The sequence below is a fragment of the Chryseobacterium sp. JAH genome, from assembly GCF_001507335.1.
Lineage (GTDB): Bacteria > Bacteroidota > Bacteroidia > Flavobacteriales > Weeksellaceae > Chryseobacterium.
Genome location: NZ_LMAH01000007.1, coordinates 147,507 through 163,499 on the forward strand (window position 1 = coordinate 147,507; position 15,993 = coordinate 163,499).

A 15,993-nucleotide genomic window follows, 5' to 3' on the forward strand; every position below is an offset into this window, starting at 1 on the left:
CATAAGCGAATCATGAAATTTTCTATAACGGTAGCAGCTGCTTTTTCAATTTTACTTTCCTGTCAGAAACCTGAAGCAACTAAACCAGTTGACAAAAAAGTGATTTCCGATTCTGCGGTGGCAGTTTATCAGAAAAAGCTTTACACTCTTCACCTTGATTCTGTATTTTCAAAATATAAGTTTAATGGCAGTGTTGCAGTTTTTAAAGATTCAATGCTAGTTTGCAGAAAAAATAACGGTTTTTCTGATTTTAAAAATAAAAAAGCCATTGACAACCAGACCATTTTTGCCATAGGATCAGTCAGCAAACAGTTTACCGCAGTTTTAATTTTATTAAAAATTGAAGAAGGGAAATTGAAGTTGGAGGATCAGGCTTCAAAATATGTAAAAGAATTTCAACGCAAAGATTACGAGAACATCACCATTCATCAACTTTTGAATCACACTTCGGGATTAAATAATTTTGGAGAAAAACTATTATTTAGAAGTGGCTCAGGGTTTAACTATTCCAATGACGGTTTTAATGCTTTAGGAAAAATCATCGAGAAAGTTTCCGGTAAATCGTATGATCAAAATGTGATGGATCTATTTAAAAAAGTCGGGATGAAAAACTCTTCGACTGGGAATCTGTTCGAAGGAGATAATTTCGCAGGAGCCTACTTAGGAAATGAGAAAAATTTTGAAAAGATTGCCAACATGCCCAAACGATTAGGCAACAAAGAAATAGGAATTCCTGCGGGAGGAATTCTATCAACAATTGATGATTTGCACTTGTGGAACAAATCGCTTTACTTGGGAAAAATAGTACAACCGGAAACTTTAAAGAAATTTTTAACCAAAAGTGCCGAGAGACAACATCCTATTTTCGGAAAAATGGATTACGGCTATGGAATTATGTTGAATGCAGGAAGCCCAGCGTCTTATTTCCATAGCGGCTATGTGAAAGGTTCACCATCACTCAATATCTATTATCCTGAGACCAAAACTTCGGTGATTATTTTATCCAACATTGCCGATGAAAAAAAAGGAAAAAGTCATACATTTAAACCTCATCGTGAAATCAAAAATTTTACGGATATGATGGAGAATATTCTCCTAACAAATTAACTGTCGTCTGAAACTTTGATGAAGTTTTGAATCTTATTTAAAGTCTTTTTATGTTCCAGGAAGTTAATGATTCCAAAAACTACTGAAGTTTGTAACAGAAAAGGAATAATTAACATGATTACAAAGGGAGCAATATCAATATCTCCTTCTTTTAAAAACAAATATGTATCTCCTTTTCTGTTACTTGTAAGACTCTGACTCATAGTTGAAATATTAAAGATTACCAATCCCAAGTTTCGCTGGTACGTTGAGTAAAGTATTTTTCCCCTATATTTAAAATCACCTTTGGTATATTTCCAAATTTTATAATTGCTTATGAGCAAGAAAATGGGCACGACAATAAAAAATGCATTTTGAATTTTAAATAACAGTTTGAAAGTTTCTTCATTTGAAGAAAGACAAATGAAGAATAAATTAATTATGAAAGAAATTAACGCAACAGACAATGCTTTTCTAAGAATATTCACATATTTAGCTTTTGCAATTTTCTTGAAAATCAGAGGAATTTCTTCAGAATAAAAAAGAGCATATTTTGTCATTTTAAACTCAGGTTCCCAGGCTATTTTAGTTTTGAAAAATGACTGTTCAAAATCCAAATTTTCGCGAAGCTGAAGGTCAGAAATCTGTGCAATCATATGATCGCGAACTTCCAGTAAAATATCAAGAGGAAGTTTATTCAAGATCAGATAATCGTCTACTTGCTTTTCTTCTGCTGAAGTGATCATTTTAATTATTTAGATTAAGACATTTACTTTTTTACTTCTGAAAAACAACAATTGGATCTGTACCGCAATTGCGAAAATCAAAAACACTTTATTGATTCCCATTTCCCATAAATTCATACTTTGAGTAAAATAGTTAACTCCAATAAATACCATAGATCCTACAATCATGTTTCTTACAATCAGAGGATGAAAACTCAGCTCACAATATTCTCTGAATTTCATTTTTTTAAAAATAAAATTATACAACAGAAAAGCAAACAGAATGATTACCAAACTCATCTGTAGCAGATAAAAATAATCTGTAAAAAACGATAATACCGCAAACCCAATTAATGTAAAAACTGTTGACGAAATGACAATATTTCTGAATCTCGACTGCAAAACTGTTTTCTCAATTCTCGCGATCTTTTTGAATGAAAAAATGTCTGCCTTTACCATTTCCAGCTCAGGCTGCCATGTTAGTTTTGTTTTGAGAAATGCTTCCTGAAAACTCAGATTACTTTTCATGAATTCTGAGATCTGAACAACAAAATGGTCATAAATTTCATTAGAAATAACTGTACTTAAATTTCTTTTCTGAAGAAAAGCTTTTATTTCGTTTTCTTGATTATTGGTTATCATATATTGAAAATGGTATTGAGATTAAAAAGATACGTTTTCATTTCGGCTTCCTGTGCCGCCTGTTGTTTTTTTCCTTTTTCAGTTAAAAGGTAATATTTCCTGTCTCTTCCGTTTATTTTTTGAATTTCAGAAGTAATCAAACCGTCACCTTCCAATTTGTGCAGCAAAGGATACAGTGCTCCTTCAGTCATTTCCAGCTCGCCCTCTGTAAGCTCTTTTGCACGTTGCGTCATTTGATAACCATACATTTTCACCTCTTTTGAAAGCAATTTCAAAATGATGTTTTGCAGGGTTCCTTTATAGAGACTGTTTTTTTTCAATGGTTAATTTTATACATAACAAATCTATGTATAATTTTCTTATGTATAAAGTTTTATTGAATCATTTTTAAAAACTTATTTTTACGATATGAAAAAAATGTATTTCATAGCCATTTATCCACCTCAGGAAATTATTAATGAGGTGAAGATCTATAAAGAAGATTTAGCTTTAAACTTTAATAATTCTAAAGCATTAAAAAATGATGCACACATTACTTTATTTCCGCCATTCGAAAGAGAATTAGAATTCGAAAGTGATATTTATGAAGCTTTTCAAAAAATAGACACAGCTATTTCACCTTTTGAAATTAAATTAAACGGTTTTGGAAGTTTTCCGAATCCTAAAAACCCAGTCTTGTATGTGAATCCTGAAGAAAATCAACATCTAAAAGATTTACATCTAAGGGTAAAAGAAATATTTAGTTTTAAAAATTATTCGTTCAATCCTCACATCACAGTAGGTTACAGAAATTTGACCTGGGAAAATTATTTGAAAGCATGGGAAGTTTACCATAAAAAAGAATTTAAAACTAAATTTATCGTTGAGAAAATTACACTTCTGCGACACGACCTCAAATGGGTACCAATTGCAGAAAAAGACCTCTCGAGAAAATAAAAAACCGACCTGGAAAAAGTCGGTTTTGATTTAAATAATAGTAAACAGTGCTACTTTTTGATAATTTTCTGAGAAATAATTAAACTTTTACTTTCAGTTGCAACCATTGTATACACCCCCGCAGGAAGATGGCGGATGTCTACGTATACTGTCGCAACATCTTTCATCTCAAATTTCACAGGAATTATTCTTCCTGATGCATCAAATAAATTAATTTGTAAATCTTTAGAAAAATCTGATTTTCCTCTGATAAAAAATTCAGTGTTTGCCGGATTAGGATAAATGCTGAATCTTCTTTCTTCCGCTTTTATTTCGGAGGTACCCAAACTGCTTTTATTCAATGTCCATGACACATTAGTAAAATGTACAGTACCGTGATTGTCTGTTTTTACTAAGGCTGTATTATCTGTCACTGAAAAAAGCAAGGTATTGTTTCCGTTATTAAGCTGAGCAGGAGTAATTGTCAAAGTATTCGTGGTTGCAGTTAGAGCGGTTCCGTTTAAAGTCCATGTATTGACCAGTGTATTAGGAATAGGAAGGATTTCGTTGACAGTAAAAGTCACATTCGTATTTGCATTCACTGCACTTGCATTTGCAGGAGTATAAGAATCTACCGGAGAAACCAGTGAATGAATTTTTTCAATAATTCTTTCTTTACAGACCGAGCAAAACTGCTGATTAAGATACCTCATCTCACAACTTTGATGGGGCCTAAACCAAGTCGGGCTTTCTGTATGAGGAAAGACACCTACCGAATTTAAACCTACCCAATTTTTCCATTTTATCGTGGCGGGATTTGAATTCTGAGTTTTATTAGGAGATTCTCCGGTACCGGAAAACCAATATTCGTCGGCCAAATTTCCAAAAGAATGCCCCAACTCATGTACTACGATTTCATTGGAAGCTGCAGCTACTGATGCAAATGCGTAGGTTCCGCCACATCCACCGTACTCAGTAGAGTTTCCCAGAACGTAAGTGATATCATAATCCGGTACATTTGCTGCCAAAACCTGGGCTACTTTGTTTGTAGTATTGCTATACATGCATCGGTGAACACCAATATCAAAGGTTGAACCTAAATAATTATTAGGATTGGAGACTGGTATTATAGGTTCTGTAACATCGGTGGCAGTTCCTGGATGCTTCACTCCAGATTCTGCAGAAATAACCTTTACCGCATATGCATTAAAATAATTTTTATATTCGGTGTAAGGACTTTTGGTAAAAAGGTAATCGACTGTGCTTTGTGCCGAGGTCACGAAAGCCGGAAGCTGGACAGAGGTAAAACCATCTCCTAATACCGCTATATTAATTCGTTTATCATTTGTCCCACTTTGCAACAATGGTACTGTCTCAAATGTTTGCGAAAAACAAAACGTGCTTCCTGTCAATAGAATGAGTAAATATTTTTTCATGATTACAAGTTTTGGGTGAAAAGTAATTTCTTTTTAGAATTGGTGATTTTTTCTATTTTCACAGATTCTATCTCTGAAGAATAAGGAAATCTAATGCTAAACTCAGTTTCATTAAGTTTCAATCTGTGTCTTGCCATTTCATCACCAAAAACTTCCAATTCGGGATTTAAAGGATCTTCAACATGTTGTTTCATTATTTCTCTTCCTTTCTTATCACATAAGGTGATTAAGAAATCACCGCTTTTCATCTCACTTTCCACAAAAACAGGAATCGATTTCATCTTTCCCTGAACTATTTTCTTTTCCGTCAAAGATATTTTCTCAACTCCTGATTGATCTTTGATAACCTTAAAAAAAAGATACCCAATTTGATTCTCACTTTGTACAGTGGCTTTATCTACCTTCTGCGATTGGCTTTGCAGATGAGAGCAACCAAAGAAAAACAACACACTGACCGTCAATAAATTAAAAAGTTTACCCATATTAGTTTTTTTTACTAATTTATAAAAAGTATGGATATGTCATTGAAATATTTAATTAAAAATGAAGAATGTTCTATCTTTGACCCGATGATTCCAACAGAGAAAATAATTTTAGGCATTGACCCGGGAACTGCAATTATGGGCTTTGGTCTGATTTCGGTTAAGAAGGGAAAAATGGAAATGATTTCTATTCACGAACTTATTTTGAAGAAATATCCTAATCACGAAACGAAACTGAAATATATTTTCGACAAAACGCTCGCACTTATCGACGAATTTCATCCTGATGAAGTGGCGTTGGAAGCTCCATTCTTTGGAAAAAATGTACAATCTATGTTGAAATTGGGGCGTGCTCAAGGTGTTGCGATGGCCGCAAGTCTGCACAGAAATATCCCGATTACTGAATATTCTCCAAAAAAAATAAAAATGGCCATCACAGGAAACGGAAACGCCAGCAAAGAACAGGTTGCAGGAATGTTGAAAAATCTTTTAAACTTAAAAGAATTCCCTACCAAATATCTGGATGCTTCAGATGGTCTTGCTGTGGCCGTGTGCCATCACTTCAATTCCGGAACTATTGCTGACACCAAATCGTATACAGGCTGGGAAAGTTTTCTGAAACAGAATCCTGATCGGTTGAAATAAATTATTTTCTTTGATAAATATCTTCAATTTCGGTTACTTTTCCATCAATAATATCATTATATATAATTGAAAATTTACTATTTGAATAGATTTTATAGTGTTCTATTTTTTTTAAATCATATTCTGTATAGGAAAAAGCACTTTCATTAATCATAACAGAAAAGTCATCAGATTGGCTCATAATTTCACAGTCTTTACCTGTCGCAAACGTTTTGGTCATTAATATTTTTTGATTTTCCTTTTTAAAAATCAGCTCATACTTTTTCATGCATTCACGAAGAGGAAAAGTTTTTATATCATTTCCTTCTTTATATTTTTTCTGTACAAAATTCCAGGATCCCATAAAAAAATTAGGACTCTCTCCTTCTACTTTATTGCCTATAATTTTCTGTGATTGACAGCTTATAATGAGAAGAATAAAAAATAATATACTAAAAAGTTTTTTCATATTGCTACTTTAGATTATAAAAAAAGAAGCCCTTAAAAAAAGGGCTTCTTGAGTTTAATTATTAAGGAATTTTTTTGACTCTTTTTGATCACCATCCGAATAACTGATAATGTATGTGCCTTTAGCTAATGGCTGATTAATTTGGACTTCATTTGTTTTTGAATTTCCTCGCTGTATCAGCTTTCCGCTCATATCATAGATTTGGTAATCACCAAACTTAGCATTGCGATCTCCAAAGAGCTGAAGTTTACTCTCTGTTTTGATATATAGCATCTTAGCTTCTTCTTGATTTTTAATATCCGAAGTTGATAGTGCTCCTAATACTTTCACTGCATAATCTTCAATCTGTCCATATTGCAATTGAGAACATGCTGTAAATTCTGGTAGAACAGCTGAATTTAATGTAGCAGCATCAACACCGATTCTCATTCTAAGATATGTATTTTTCACAGAAGTTGCCGGTGGAGTTACATTAAACGTAAGAGTACTTGCTGCACCTGAAGTCATAATACCCGTTAAAGTATTCGTCACCAATTCTACATCTTCAAAAGATCCGTTATTGTTATAATCAATCCATACTTTTACTCTAAATTTATCTGACTGACTAAAGCCATTCATGAATGTAACCTTTAATGGGGTTGCTGTTGTAGATGGAATTTCGGTAGCATATGCAGGTCTTATACAAGTTGCGTTCGCATAATCTGCATAGTAAATAGGATTGGCTTCATCAGAATCATAACCGTTTGTAAGACTGCTGATACTTCCAAAAACTACTCTGTAAGGTCCAATTGCAAAATTATTATTGGTAGCATTCACGATTCCTGATGGATTACATTGTGCACCCACCACAGAAACTGGTGATGGAATAACAGTAGCAGGATCTTTAGCACCTAATGAATTAAGAAGGTTTTTTCTGTATTCCATCATCATCAATACTGCTCTGTCACGTTGGCCATCAGTAAACTTTTTCTCAGCACTTGTATAATTCATAATGTTATACTGTGTCCCATCATAATTCTGAGTGGTACAAGGATCTATTGCTGTATTATTTGGAACAGCAACGCCATACATACTTCTTGAAGGAGATGTATCACAAACTCTGTCACCATCTGTAGCGCAGTTATTATTTACAGGACAGCTGGTTTGATTGGTATAGGCAACCCCCTGAAAAGTATGATACAAACCAAAAGCATGACCAAGCTCGTGTGTAAGAGTTGTATCATTTGTATTTTTTATTGTCGCTACTTTCATGAAGCTCTCATAGCTGTAATCATAAGTATCCGGGAACATTGCATACCCCATTAAACCATAAGACAATTGCTGTTGTCCATCGAAACCGATCACAATATAAATATTAAAATAGGAGCTTTCTGGCCAGTGCGGAGCAAGCTGACTTTTGATAGCATAATCACTTGCACCATTGTTACCAGACATTTTCACCCCTGCAGTATCGTACTGAGGGATTGTACTTCCGTTATATCTTATAATTCCAGTAGTTGGCATACAGCTTGGTGATCTTTTTGCCAGTACAAGTTTGAAAGGCATTACAGCTCCTCCTGTAGGTCCGGTTCCCTCAGGATAAAAACCGTTCCCAAAAGTTGTAGCGTACATGCTGTTGGCTCTTTCAATCCAGTTTTTAATTTCAAGGTCTGTAAGAGTAAGATTACTGTTTGCTGCAGCTTGAGATTCTATTACGTGTATTACAACTGGAATTTCGTAAATCTGTCCAGTATAAAGTCCGTTCCAAGATGTTGTAGCTCCCGATTTTGTGAGAAGTGACTGCTTATTATCATAAAATTTTTGATCAGCCTCTATTCTTTTACTTTTTAAATCAGGATGTTTTTCGTCATTTCTTTTCATTAAGATATCAAAACCACAGTCTTTATGTATGTCCTGCGAAAATGAATTAATAAAAAACATCAGCACTAAAACGGTACTTATTCTTTTCATTTTTACTATATTTTTAAATATTTGCCTGCAAACCTATCATTTTTTTATTAATTCTCCATTATTAAATTTGAAAAAAATTAATAAAAAATTAATATTTAACAGTAATTAATAACATATGGTTTAAAATTTACCCTTTTGAACAACTTTTTTATTATACTTGGTAAAACATATTACTATTTGTAACATTGGTATAGTTTTTAATACTAATTTTGTATAAATTTTCAATAATGAAAAACATTCAACAAACTATAAATCAGAACAATCATCAGATTAATTGGTTTCAGAAATTTCTGATGATCTGTTCAGGAGGGAATATTCACATCCTGAGAAAGACGCCAAGCGAATGGAATAAATTTTCCGGAATTGGTGGAATTGTTTTATTTACTGCAGTTTTTGCTACACTTTCAGCTGGCTACGCCATGTATACAATATTCGATGATATATGGATTTCGGTGGGATTCGCAATTTTGTGGGGATTGATGATCTTTAATCTTGACCGTTACATCGTTTCATCCATTAAAAAAACGGGAACCTGGGGGAATCAGATTCTAATGTCGATCCCGAGATTGATCTTAGCAACATTTTTAGGAATTATCATTTCTAAACCTTTAGAACTGAAAATTTTCGAAAAGGAAGTAAATAAGCAGCTAAATACAATTATTCAGCGAAACAAAAAACAGCTGCAAGGCGAGATGAACGGAAGAATTCTTCAGCAAAGCGGCCCCTTCGACACAGAGAAAAAACAAATCGCAGATAAAATTGCCCAATATCAAAAATCTTACGATTCTGCAGCTGTAGAATTAGAGAAGGAAATTTTAGGTAAACAATCTGGTTTGACAAGTGGTAAAGAAGGTTTCGGTCCCAATGCAAAGCGTAAGCAGGAACTTAAAGAACAACGCAGAGTTGACCTCGAAAACTACCAGAAACAGGCAGCTCCGAGATTGGAATATTTAGACAAAGAAATTTCTAAAGTCTATACTAATTTGGAAACTGAAAGAAAATCAACTGAAACGATTGAGGATAAATTTAATGGTTTTGCGGCCAGACTGCAGGCTTTGGATGAACTAGGAAAGAATTCAGCAATTATTGCCACGGCAGCTGCATTTATAATGGGTCTTTTTATATGTCTTGAAATTTCTCCGGTTTTGGTGAAGTTGATTTCTCAGGTCGGACCCTACGATTATCTCTTAGAAAAAACTGAAAATGATTTCAGATTATATTCAAAAGAAAAAATCGAAAAAGGAAACTTTCTCACCGATTTCCGGATCGATGATTTTAAAGAAAACTTAAAAAAATAATTTCACTACAGGCTTTTCAGTTTTTACTGAAAGGCTTTTTTATTTCTAAATTCAAACATTACATTTTAAATTCTAGAAAATCTGATTATTATTTACCAGAATCCCCCTGTTTCGCAGATGCCTCCGCTGATGCAGCAAGTGCTATTAGAATAAAATCAAAGAAGATTATTAAGACGGAGTAAACAGAACGCCATCATTATTCAACAACAGTGAAAGTAGGAAGACGACCACGGAACTGAAGAATCTCTTTCTTCTTTACTGTCGACTTAAAAATTTCATTTTTAACGAAATAAAAAAAACCCACAGAAATTCTGTGAGTTTTATATTAATTGCTTCCTATTATATCTTATAAAGAATAATTGGGAGCTTCTGAAGTAATAATAACATCATGTGGATGAGATTCTTTCAATCCACTCCCTGTAATCATGACCATTTTAGTGTCTTTCTGCAAAGCCTCAACATCTTTTGCTCCACAATATCCCATACCTGCTCTAAGCCCTCCTGTCAACTGGAAAATCACATCTTCTAACTTCCCTTTGTGCGGAACCCTACCTTCAATACCTTCCGGTACGAATTTTTTAGCTTCACTTTGGAAATATCTTTCTTTACCACCTCTTTTCATAGCTGATAGACTTCCCATTCCCTGATAAGCTTTGAATTTTCTTCCCTGATAAATGATTTCTTCGCCTGGAGATTCGTCGGTTCCAGCTAAAAGCGACCCTACCATTACGGCTCCTGCACCACTGGCTATTGCTTTCACAATATCACCTGAAAGTTTAACTCCCCCATCTGCAATTACAGTAACATTTTTAGATTTAGCATATTCGTAAACATTATAAATTGCTGACAACTGAGGAACTCCTACCCCTGCAACAACTCTTGTAGTACAGATAGATCCAGGACCAACTCCTACTTTAAGTACGTTTGCTCCAGCTTTGATGAGATCTTTTGCAGCTTCAGCTGTCACAATATTCCCACCTACAAGATCTAAATCTGGATATGCTTTTCTGATTTCTGAAATTTTATCTAAAACACCTTTAGAATGACCATGTGCAGAATCAATGGCAATAATATCTACCCCAGCTTTCACCAAAGCAGCGATTCTGTCCATTGTATCTTCACCAACTCCAACTCCAGCGCCAACGATCAAGCGACCATTTTCGTCTTTATTAGCATTTGGATACTCTAACTGGTTATCAATATCTTTAATGGTAATTAAACCAACAAGCTTATATTCTTTATCTACAATAGGAAGTTTTTCAACTCTATTTTTAAGCAGAATTTCTTTGGCTTTTTCCAGATTTGTGCTTTTGTCAGAAGTAATCAGATGATCTTTTGTCATGATCTCTTCCACTTTCATATCCAGGTTTTCCTGATACTTTACGTCTCTGTTGGTGATAATTCCGATTAAAACATTATCCGGATCTACCACAGGAAGACCAGAAATTTTATATTTAGCCATTGTTTCTTTAGCCTGAGCCAAAGTATGATCTTTTGTAAGAGTCACAGGATCAGAAATCATTCCGTTTTCTGAACGTTTTACACGGTTTACCTGTGCAGCCTGCTCAGCAATCGTCATGTTCTTGTGTATGAAACCTAAACCACCAACTCTCGCCAATGCAATAGCCAGCTCGCCTTCTGTTACAGTATCCATCGCAGCAGAAACTATAGGAACATTAAGCGTGATTTTATCGGTAAGTCTTGATTTTAAAGAAACCTGATTAGGTAAAACTTCTGAATAAGAAGGTACGAGAAGAACGTCATCGAAAGTGATGGCTGTCTCTACAATTTTGTTATGAATAGACATCTTTACTTTCTTGCAAAATTAAGGCTTTTTAGCGAGATATGAAAATCCTTTTTAATAGTTTAAATAAAACTTAATAATCAATTATATATATTAAAAAAGTCGCAATCTTTACGAATGCGACTTCCACAATATAAAAATAAGTTAATATGAAATTATTTATCTGAAGCGTAGCTGATCATTTTTGAAATATCGTCAGTGGTAAAGCTGCCCCTTACATCTACGAATACCATTTCTTTATCTGATTTAACCGTGATAAGCATATTCTTGATGGTTTCTCCAATTTGTTTTACTCTGATGTTGACATTATCACCGTCATGTTTTATGGTTGCCCAATCTTGGTAATTGTGATTTGTCAAATAGCTAGCATGATCTCTCATGAGTGCTGTGTTTCCGTTTTCTACGGTCATTATTTTTATTTTTGACACTTTCTTTACAAGATCATACACCGCTTCACTTTCACCATCCTCTTTTAGTGCTTTCTTTATATAAGGCTTCGCCAAAAATAACGGAACATTAAAACTCACAAATCTTGCTCCCTGATAGTCATAATCTGCATTTGAGAAAAATTCCATATTTGGTTTTTCAGAAACAACACACGATTGCATTAGAACTAAGACTGCGGTAATTGTGAAGATTGTTTTAAAAATTTTCATGGCTTTAATATTTAGTTGATTGATGAGAGACTTCCGCCAGAAACTTTGCTGACATCAGAATCAATTTTTGGGTTTCCTTTATATCTTACCGATCCTCCTGAAGATGCCTTCACTCTCATTTTATCCTGAACATTTACTGAGGCGCTGCTTCCTGATGTAGATTCTACTATACCATTCACGAGGCGTAGATTTTCAGCTTTTATTACTGCACCACTGCTTACATCAATCATTCCTTCATTGGCGTTTCCTTCTACATTAACATTTGAGCCGCTTGAACTTTTTAATGAAATACTTCCAGTGTTGATATCAACTTTTACATTAGATCCTGAACTCGCTTCAATATAACTTATTTTAGTAATATTAAATTTCCCTTTCACCGAAGAGCCCGATGACGCATCTATGTTGATATTTGTCCCATTCAGATTATTGACTGTTGAAAAACTTGCACCGGATGATGTTTTGATATGATCCATTTTTGGCGAAGAAATATTAACGCTTAAATTTTTAAATTTCATCTTTTTTGCACCTTTGTTATCGATGTAAATTTTCAAAATGCCATTTTCAACTTTTGTTATAATATATTGAAGCTTATCTGAATCTGCAAAAACCTTCAGATTTGTTGCATTTTCTTGTTTGAAAACAACATTTACTCCAGTACTCACTTCTACTCCCAAAAAATCACCTACATTTCTGGTTTCCCCATTTAAATAAGAAGAGTTTTCCTCTGAACTAAAACTGTTTCTTGTCGTCACTGTACTTGAAGAATTAGTTGTTGTTTCGCCTGAGTTGATGATTTTATTAACATCATCCATTGAAAGCTTTCCATCAAGCATGACCAGAATATTCTCACCGTTTCCGCTGTCAATTCTCAATAAAATATCTTCTAGAATCCCATTTTTTGCCTCGGAAGAAAGAAATTTCACTTTACTATCTCCATTTTTCACAGACATCATTTCGCTGTAATTCATGTTTTTAAGGTAAGAAGTAATTTCTTTATTAAGTTGATTGAGATTACCCAAAGATTTTCCGTTCTCGGGACTTTCGGTAATCAACACTTTTAATCCGTTGATTTTCGCAAGTAAAGGTTTTATCTGATCCAACTCAGAATCCCCAATATTCAGATTGCTTAACATCCCAAACATAGGTTTTGCAATTTTGATGGAAGTTACTCCTTCCACTTCTTGGTATTTATCAAAAAGCTGATCCAGTTTTTCTTTTTGCCCATACACATTGAAAAAATGTGAAAAAGCGAGTGCAAATATGATATATAATTTTTTCATGACTTTAATTAAAATTTAGTTGACTACAAGACGCCTGATCAGTTGCGTAATCTATATTGATTATTCTATTAGTATTCTACGTTATCCATAACTTTTGGCTGTGTCAAAGCCTGACTCATATTGTTGGCAACCACCTGAAACGAATATTTGGTAACATTGATTGCCTCTTCCATATTTTCGATTCTTTTCCCATTCACGATCACATAAGAATCTTTATATCCTGTGGAATCTTTTACACTTTGAACTCCAGTGTTGCTGACGTATCTAGGTTTTGTTTCCTTTTTGATTCTGCTTTTTTTAGAAAGAATTTTATCTAAAACATCTGCTTCAGCCAAAGAAGCCTCTTGGAATATGGAATCTCTTTTCTCTCCTGAAATCGAATCGCTGTTAAGAACTGCAACCTGAGTTTCATGCTCGCTGTTTTCTTTAATAAAATCAGCTTTTTGCTTTTTAATTTCATTTGCAACCAATTGAGCTTGATTTTGTACATCTTCATTTTGATGATAGTTAAAAAACAATCCGACACTGAAAAGCAACACTATGCTTGCAGCCATCCAAAACCACTTTGGAAATGAAGGATTGGATTTGCTGGCCGGAATAATGTCGGCTCCGTCGTGGGCACTATTATCTGCTTTCTGAAGAAAATCTTCAAAATCCCAGTTCATTTTTTCCTCTTTTAAGCCTTTGAAGACTTCTGTATATTTATCCTGATATTGATCTTTGTTCATAGCTCATCAGTTGTGAGATTTGTTCTTTTACTTTTTGTCTTGCCCGCATAAGATTCACTCTTACTGCATTTTCTTCCATTTCCAGCATCGTGGAAATTTCAGACACATCATACTCTTCTATATCTTTCAAATGGATGACCATTTTCTGTTTCTCAGGAAGCTGATTGATAAAACTAACAATGTGCTCCTTCAGATTATTTACATCCATACTGTAGAGTTCAGATCGATGAAGCTGCAGGTCTGCAAAACCCAACTTCACGTCGTGGTGTTTCAATCGGTTGAGGCATTCATTTTTCACAGATTTCAATGCATAAGATTTGAAATTACCAAACTGCTCTAGCTCATCTTTTTTCTGCCAAAACTTGATCATTAAATCCTGCACCACATCTTCTGCCTCATCACTGCTCATGACAAATCTTTTCGCAAAACGATACATCTCATCTTTGAGAATGAAAACCGTATTCTTGAAAGTCTCTTGGGTCATAAGTTTGTTTCTATAAGTAAGACATCTAAAAACTGAAATCTATTACATATAAAACAAAAAAACTTCAAAAAAATTTGAAGTTTCAGTATTACATGCGTTAATATTCGTCGAAAATATGTTTTAAAATTGCCTTGTCATCGTCTGTTAGTGGCAGTTTTCTTCTTGCCATCACTTTCTCGGCAACTTCGTAGGCTTTATCTAATTTAAATCTTTCATCATCTTTAAATCCGCCCCAAGAAAAGCTTTCAATAAGATTCGGAGGAAAGCCTTCTCTGAAAATATTGGAAGCTACACCAATCACTGTTCCGGTATTTAATTGAGTATTAATGGCGGTTTTAGAATGATCACCCATAATCAAACCTGCAAATTGCAGACCTGTATCTTCAAAATGTTTGGTTCTGTAATTCCATAGCTTTACGCTGGCATAATTATTTTTAAGATTAGAAGAATTGGTATCTGCACCCAGATTGCACCATTCACCAATCACAGAATTCCCTACAAAACCGTCATGACCTTTATTGGAATATCCGAAAATTATAATGTTATTTACTTCACCACCAACTTTAGAATGAGGTCCAACTGTAGTGGCTCCATAAATTTTTGCTCCTAAATTAAATTTAGATTCTTCACACAACGCAATAGGACCGCGAAGATTACAGCCTTCCATAACTTCAGCATTTTTACCGATGTAGATTTTTCCGGTTTTGGTATTGATTGTCGAAAATTCTACCTGAGCTCCTTCTTCGATAAACAAATCTTTTTTATCACCCAGAAATCCATTGGTGGAAGATAATTCCTGGGAAGTTTTTCCGTGTGTTAACAATTCAAAATCGAAATCTATCGCTTTGTCATTATAAGTAAAGAGATCTGTAGGCTTTTTAAAGAAAATCAATTCCTCTTTGATATCGGTCATTTTCTCGATTTGATTCAGAGAAAAGCCTTTCATATTAATTCTTGCAGCAACGAGCTCATCTTCATACACCAACGCTTCGCCCAATTCCAAATCTTTTATTTGCTGAATAATGGTATCTGTAGGTAAAAAGTTAGTTACCAAAAAAAGACTTTCTACATCTTCCGGATTTTTAAATTTTCCCTGAAGGTAGTTTTCAGTAAAAAAAGAAATTTCGGTATTATCTAAAATTTCCTGCCATCTTTCGGAGAAAGTCAAAATTCCGCATCGCATTTCTGCAACGGGACGGGTAAAAGTAAGCGGAAGAAAATCTTCCCAGTATTGTGCATCGGAGAATACGAGTTGCATTTGTTTTGATGTTAGAGGTTAGATGTCAGATGTCAGATGTTTAAAAGCCTGATGTGTTCAAGGCTTTAACATCTAATTTCTACTCAAAGCAAAAATACAAATCCTCACATTAATTCTGGCTATGGAAATTTTAATTGTTAAAAAATTTAGCCACAA

Annotated in this window: 17 protein-coding genes; 4 read left to right on the forward strand and 13 right to left on the reverse strand. The window is 34.2% G+C overall.

Features of this window, described 5'->3' with window-relative positions; genetic code table 11:
- Positions 1 to 12: 12 nt before the first annotated feature.
- On the forward strand, positions 13 to 1,107 hold the full coding sequence (locus AR685_RS14645; protein ID WP_047445161.1) for a serine hydrolase domain-containing protein: 1,095 nt from the start codon (positions 13 to 15) through the stop codon (positions 1,105 to 1,107).
- Here AR685_RS14645 and AR685_RS14650 read toward each other — a convergent pair.
- The 3 genes from AR685_RS14650 to AR685_RS14660 are packed head-to-tail and all read right to left on the reverse strand — an operon-like array spanning position 1,104 to position 2,773.
- Positions 1,104 to 1,832, reverse strand: a complete 729-nt coding sequence (locus AR685_RS14650) for a hypothetical protein (protein ID WP_047445163.1) — start codon at positions 1,830 to 1,832, stop codon at positions 1,104 to 1,106. The two genes, AR685_RS14645 and AR685_RS14650, sit on opposite strands and share 4 nt — an antisense overlap.
- Before the next feature lie 9 nt (positions 1,833 to 1,841).
- Entirely contained in the window at positions 1,842 to 2,453 is a 612-nt protein-coding gene (locus tag AR685_RS14655) for a hypothetical protein (protein ID WP_059124991.1), read from the reverse strand.
- On the reverse strand, positions 2,450 to 2,773 hold the full coding sequence (locus AR685_RS14660; protein WP_047445167.1) for a PadR family transcriptional regulator: 324 nt from the start codon (positions 2,771 to 2,773) through the stop codon (positions 2,450 to 2,452). Before AR685_RS14660 ends, AR685_RS14655 begins: the two co-directional genes overlap by 4 nt.
- Before the next feature lie 88 nt (positions 2,774 to 2,861).
- On the opposite strand from AR685_RS14660, the gene AR685_RS14665 reads away from it, so the two are divergent.
- Entirely contained in the window at positions 2,862 to 3,389 is a 528-nt protein-coding gene (locus AR685_RS14665; RefSeq protein WP_047445300.1) for a 2'-5' RNA ligase family protein, read from the forward strand.
- A gap of 50 nt (positions 3,390 to 3,439) precedes the next feature.
- Here the strand turns inward: AR685_RS14665 and AR685_RS14670 are convergent, their stop codons facing one another.
- Both AR685_RS14670 and AR685_RS14675 read right to left on the reverse strand, forming a co-directional pair.
- Complete coding sequence (locus tag AR685_RS14670; RefSeq protein WP_047445169.1) at positions 3,440 to 4,804, reverse strand: peptidase M64 domain-containing protein; 1,365 nt, start codon at positions 4,802 to 4,804, stop codon at positions 3,440 to 3,442.
- Between the two features lie 2 nt (positions 4,805 to 4,806).
- Positions 4,807 to 5,286 carry a hypothetical protein gene (locus AR685_RS14675; protein WP_059124992.1) on the reverse strand — a complete coding sequence of 160 codons (480 nt, stop codon included), beginning with the start codon at positions 5,284 to 5,286 and terminating at the stop codon, positions 4,807 to 4,809.
- Positions 5,287 to 5,376: 90 nt separating this feature from the next.
- On the opposite strand from AR685_RS14675, the gene ruvC reads away from it, so the two are divergent.
- Positions 5,377 to 5,931 (forward strand): crossover junction endodeoxyribonuclease RuvC, encoded by a 555-nt coding sequence (gene ruvC / locus AR685_RS14680; protein ID WP_047445302.1) that lies wholly within the window; start codon positions 5,377 to 5,379, stop codon positions 5,929 to 5,931.
- Position 5,932: 1 nt separating this feature from the next.
- Here the strand turns inward: ruvC and AR685_RS14685 are convergent, their stop codons facing one another.
- Entirely contained in the window at positions 5,933 to 6,379 is a 447-nt protein-coding gene (locus tag AR685_RS14685; RefSeq protein WP_059124993.1) for a hypothetical protein, read from the reverse strand.
- Between the two features lie 54 nt (positions 6,380 to 6,433).
- Positions 6,434 to 8,329: a zinc-dependent metalloprotease gene (locus AR685_RS14690; protein ID WP_059124994.1), complete on the reverse strand. Its 1,896-nt coding sequence runs from the start codon at positions 8,327 to 8,329 to the stop codon at positions 6,434 to 6,436.
- A gap of 227 nt (positions 8,330 to 8,556) precedes the next feature.
- Here AR685_RS14690 and AR685_RS14695 point away from each other — a divergent pair, with 227 nt between their 5' ends.
- Positions 8,557 to 9,627: a DUF4407 domain-containing protein gene (locus tag AR685_RS14695; RefSeq protein WP_047445177.1), complete on the forward strand. Its 1,071-nt coding sequence runs from the start codon at positions 8,557 to 8,559 to the stop codon at positions 9,625 to 9,627.
- Between the two features lie 346 nt (positions 9,628 to 9,973).
- Here AR685_RS14695 and guaB read toward each other — a convergent pair whose 3' ends face one another.
- The 6 genes from guaB to AR685_RS14725 form a co-directional block, all read right to left on the reverse strand.
- Complete coding sequence (guaB, locus tag AR685_RS14700; protein WP_047445179.1) at positions 9,974 to 11,434, reverse strand: IMP dehydrogenase; 1,461 nt, start codon at positions 11,432 to 11,434, stop codon at positions 9,974 to 9,976.
- A gap of 152 nt (positions 11,435 to 11,586) precedes the next feature.
- Entirely contained in the window at positions 11,587 to 12,087 is a 501-nt protein-coding gene (locus AR685_RS14705; protein WP_059124995.1) for a DUF4252 domain-containing protein, read from the reverse strand.
- Between the two features lie 11 nt (positions 12,088 to 12,098).
- Positions 12,099 to 13,367: a DUF4252 domain-containing protein gene (locus AR685_RS14710; RefSeq protein ID WP_059124996.1), complete on the reverse strand. Its 1,269-nt coding sequence runs from the start codon at positions 13,365 to 13,367 to the stop codon at positions 12,099 to 12,101.
- 68 nt (positions 13,368 to 13,435) lie between these two features.
- Positions 13,436 to 14,095, reverse strand: coding sequence for a hypothetical protein (locus AR685_RS14715; protein ID WP_059124997.1), 660 nt, complete (start codon positions 14,093 to 14,095; stop codon positions 13,436 to 13,438).
- Positions 14,070 to 14,579, reverse strand: coding sequence for an RNA polymerase sigma factor (locus AR685_RS14720; RefSeq protein ID WP_047445183.1), 510 nt, complete (start codon positions 14,577 to 14,579; stop codon positions 14,070 to 14,072). The genes AR685_RS14715 and AR685_RS14720 overlap by 26 nt, the downstream gene beginning before the upstream one ends.
- 97 nt (positions 14,580 to 14,676) lie before the next feature.
- Positions 14,677 to 15,837, reverse strand: coding sequence for a GlmU family protein (locus tag AR685_RS14725; RefSeq protein WP_059124998.1), 1,161 nt, complete (start codon positions 15,835 to 15,837; stop codon positions 14,677 to 14,679).
- Positions 15,838 to 15,993 lie beyond the last annotated feature (156 nt).

What these genes read in the sequence shown, in the direction of transcription:
- AR685_RS14645 (WP_047445161.1), top strand. Translation starts at nt 13, where the DNA reads ATGAAATTTTCTATAACGGTAGCAGCTGCTTTTTCAATTTTACTTTCC.
- AR685_RS14650 (WP_047445163.1), bottom strand. Translation starts at nt 1,832, where the DNA reads ATGATCACTTCAGCAGAAGAAAAGCAAGTAGACGATTATCTGATCTTG.
- AR685_RS14655 (WP_059124991.1), bottom strand. Translation starts at nt 2,453, where the DNA reads ATGATAACCAATAATCAAGAAAACGAAATAAAAGCTTTTCTTCAGAAA.
- AR685_RS14665 (WP_047445300.1), top strand. Translation starts at nt 2,862, where the DNA reads ATGAAAAAAATGTATTTCATAGCCATTTATCCACCTCAGGAAATTATT.
- AR685_RS14670 (WP_047445169.1), bottom strand. Translation starts at nt 4,804, where the DNA reads ATGAAAAAATATTTACTCATTCTATTGACAGGAAGCACGTTTTGTTTT.
- AR685_RS14675 (WP_059124992.1), bottom strand. Translation starts at nt 5,286, where the DNA reads ATGGGTAAACTTTTTAATTTATTGACGGTCAGTGTGTTGTTTTTCTTT.
- AR685_RS14685 (WP_059124993.1), bottom strand. Translation starts at nt 6,379, where the DNA reads ATGAAAAAACTTTTTAGTATATTATTTTTTATTCTTCTCATTATAAGC.
- AR685_RS14690 (WP_059124994.1), bottom strand. Translation starts at nt 8,329, where the DNA reads ATGAAAAGAATAAGTACCGTTTTAGTGCTGATGTTTTTTATTAATTCA.
- AR685_RS14695 (WP_047445177.1), top strand. Translation starts at nt 8,557, where the DNA reads ATGAAAAACATTCAACAAACTATAAATCAGAACAATCATCAGATTAAT.
- guaB (WP_047445179.1), bottom strand. Translation starts at nt 11,434, where the DNA reads ATGTCTATTCATAACAAAATTGTAGAGACAGCCATCACTTTCGATGAC.
- AR685_RS14705 (WP_059124995.1), bottom strand. Translation starts at nt 12,087, where the DNA reads ATGAAAATTTTTAAAACAATCTTCACAATTACCGCAGTCTTAGTTCTA.
- AR685_RS14710 (WP_059124996.1), bottom strand. Translation starts at nt 13,367, where the DNA reads ATGAAAAAATTATATATCATATTTGCACTCGCTTTTTCACATTTTTTC.
- AR685_RS14715 (WP_059124997.1), bottom strand. Translation starts at nt 14,095, where the DNA reads ATGAACAAAGATCAATATCAGGATAAATATACAGAAGTCTTCAAAGGC.
- AR685_RS14720 (WP_047445183.1), bottom strand. Translation starts at nt 14,579, where the DNA reads ATGACCCAAGAGACTTTCAAGAATACGGTTTTCATTCTCAAAGATGAG.
- AR685_RS14725 (WP_059124998.1), bottom strand. Translation starts at nt 15,837, where the DNA reads ATGCAACTCGTATTCTCCGATGCACAATACTGGGAAGATTTTCTTCCG.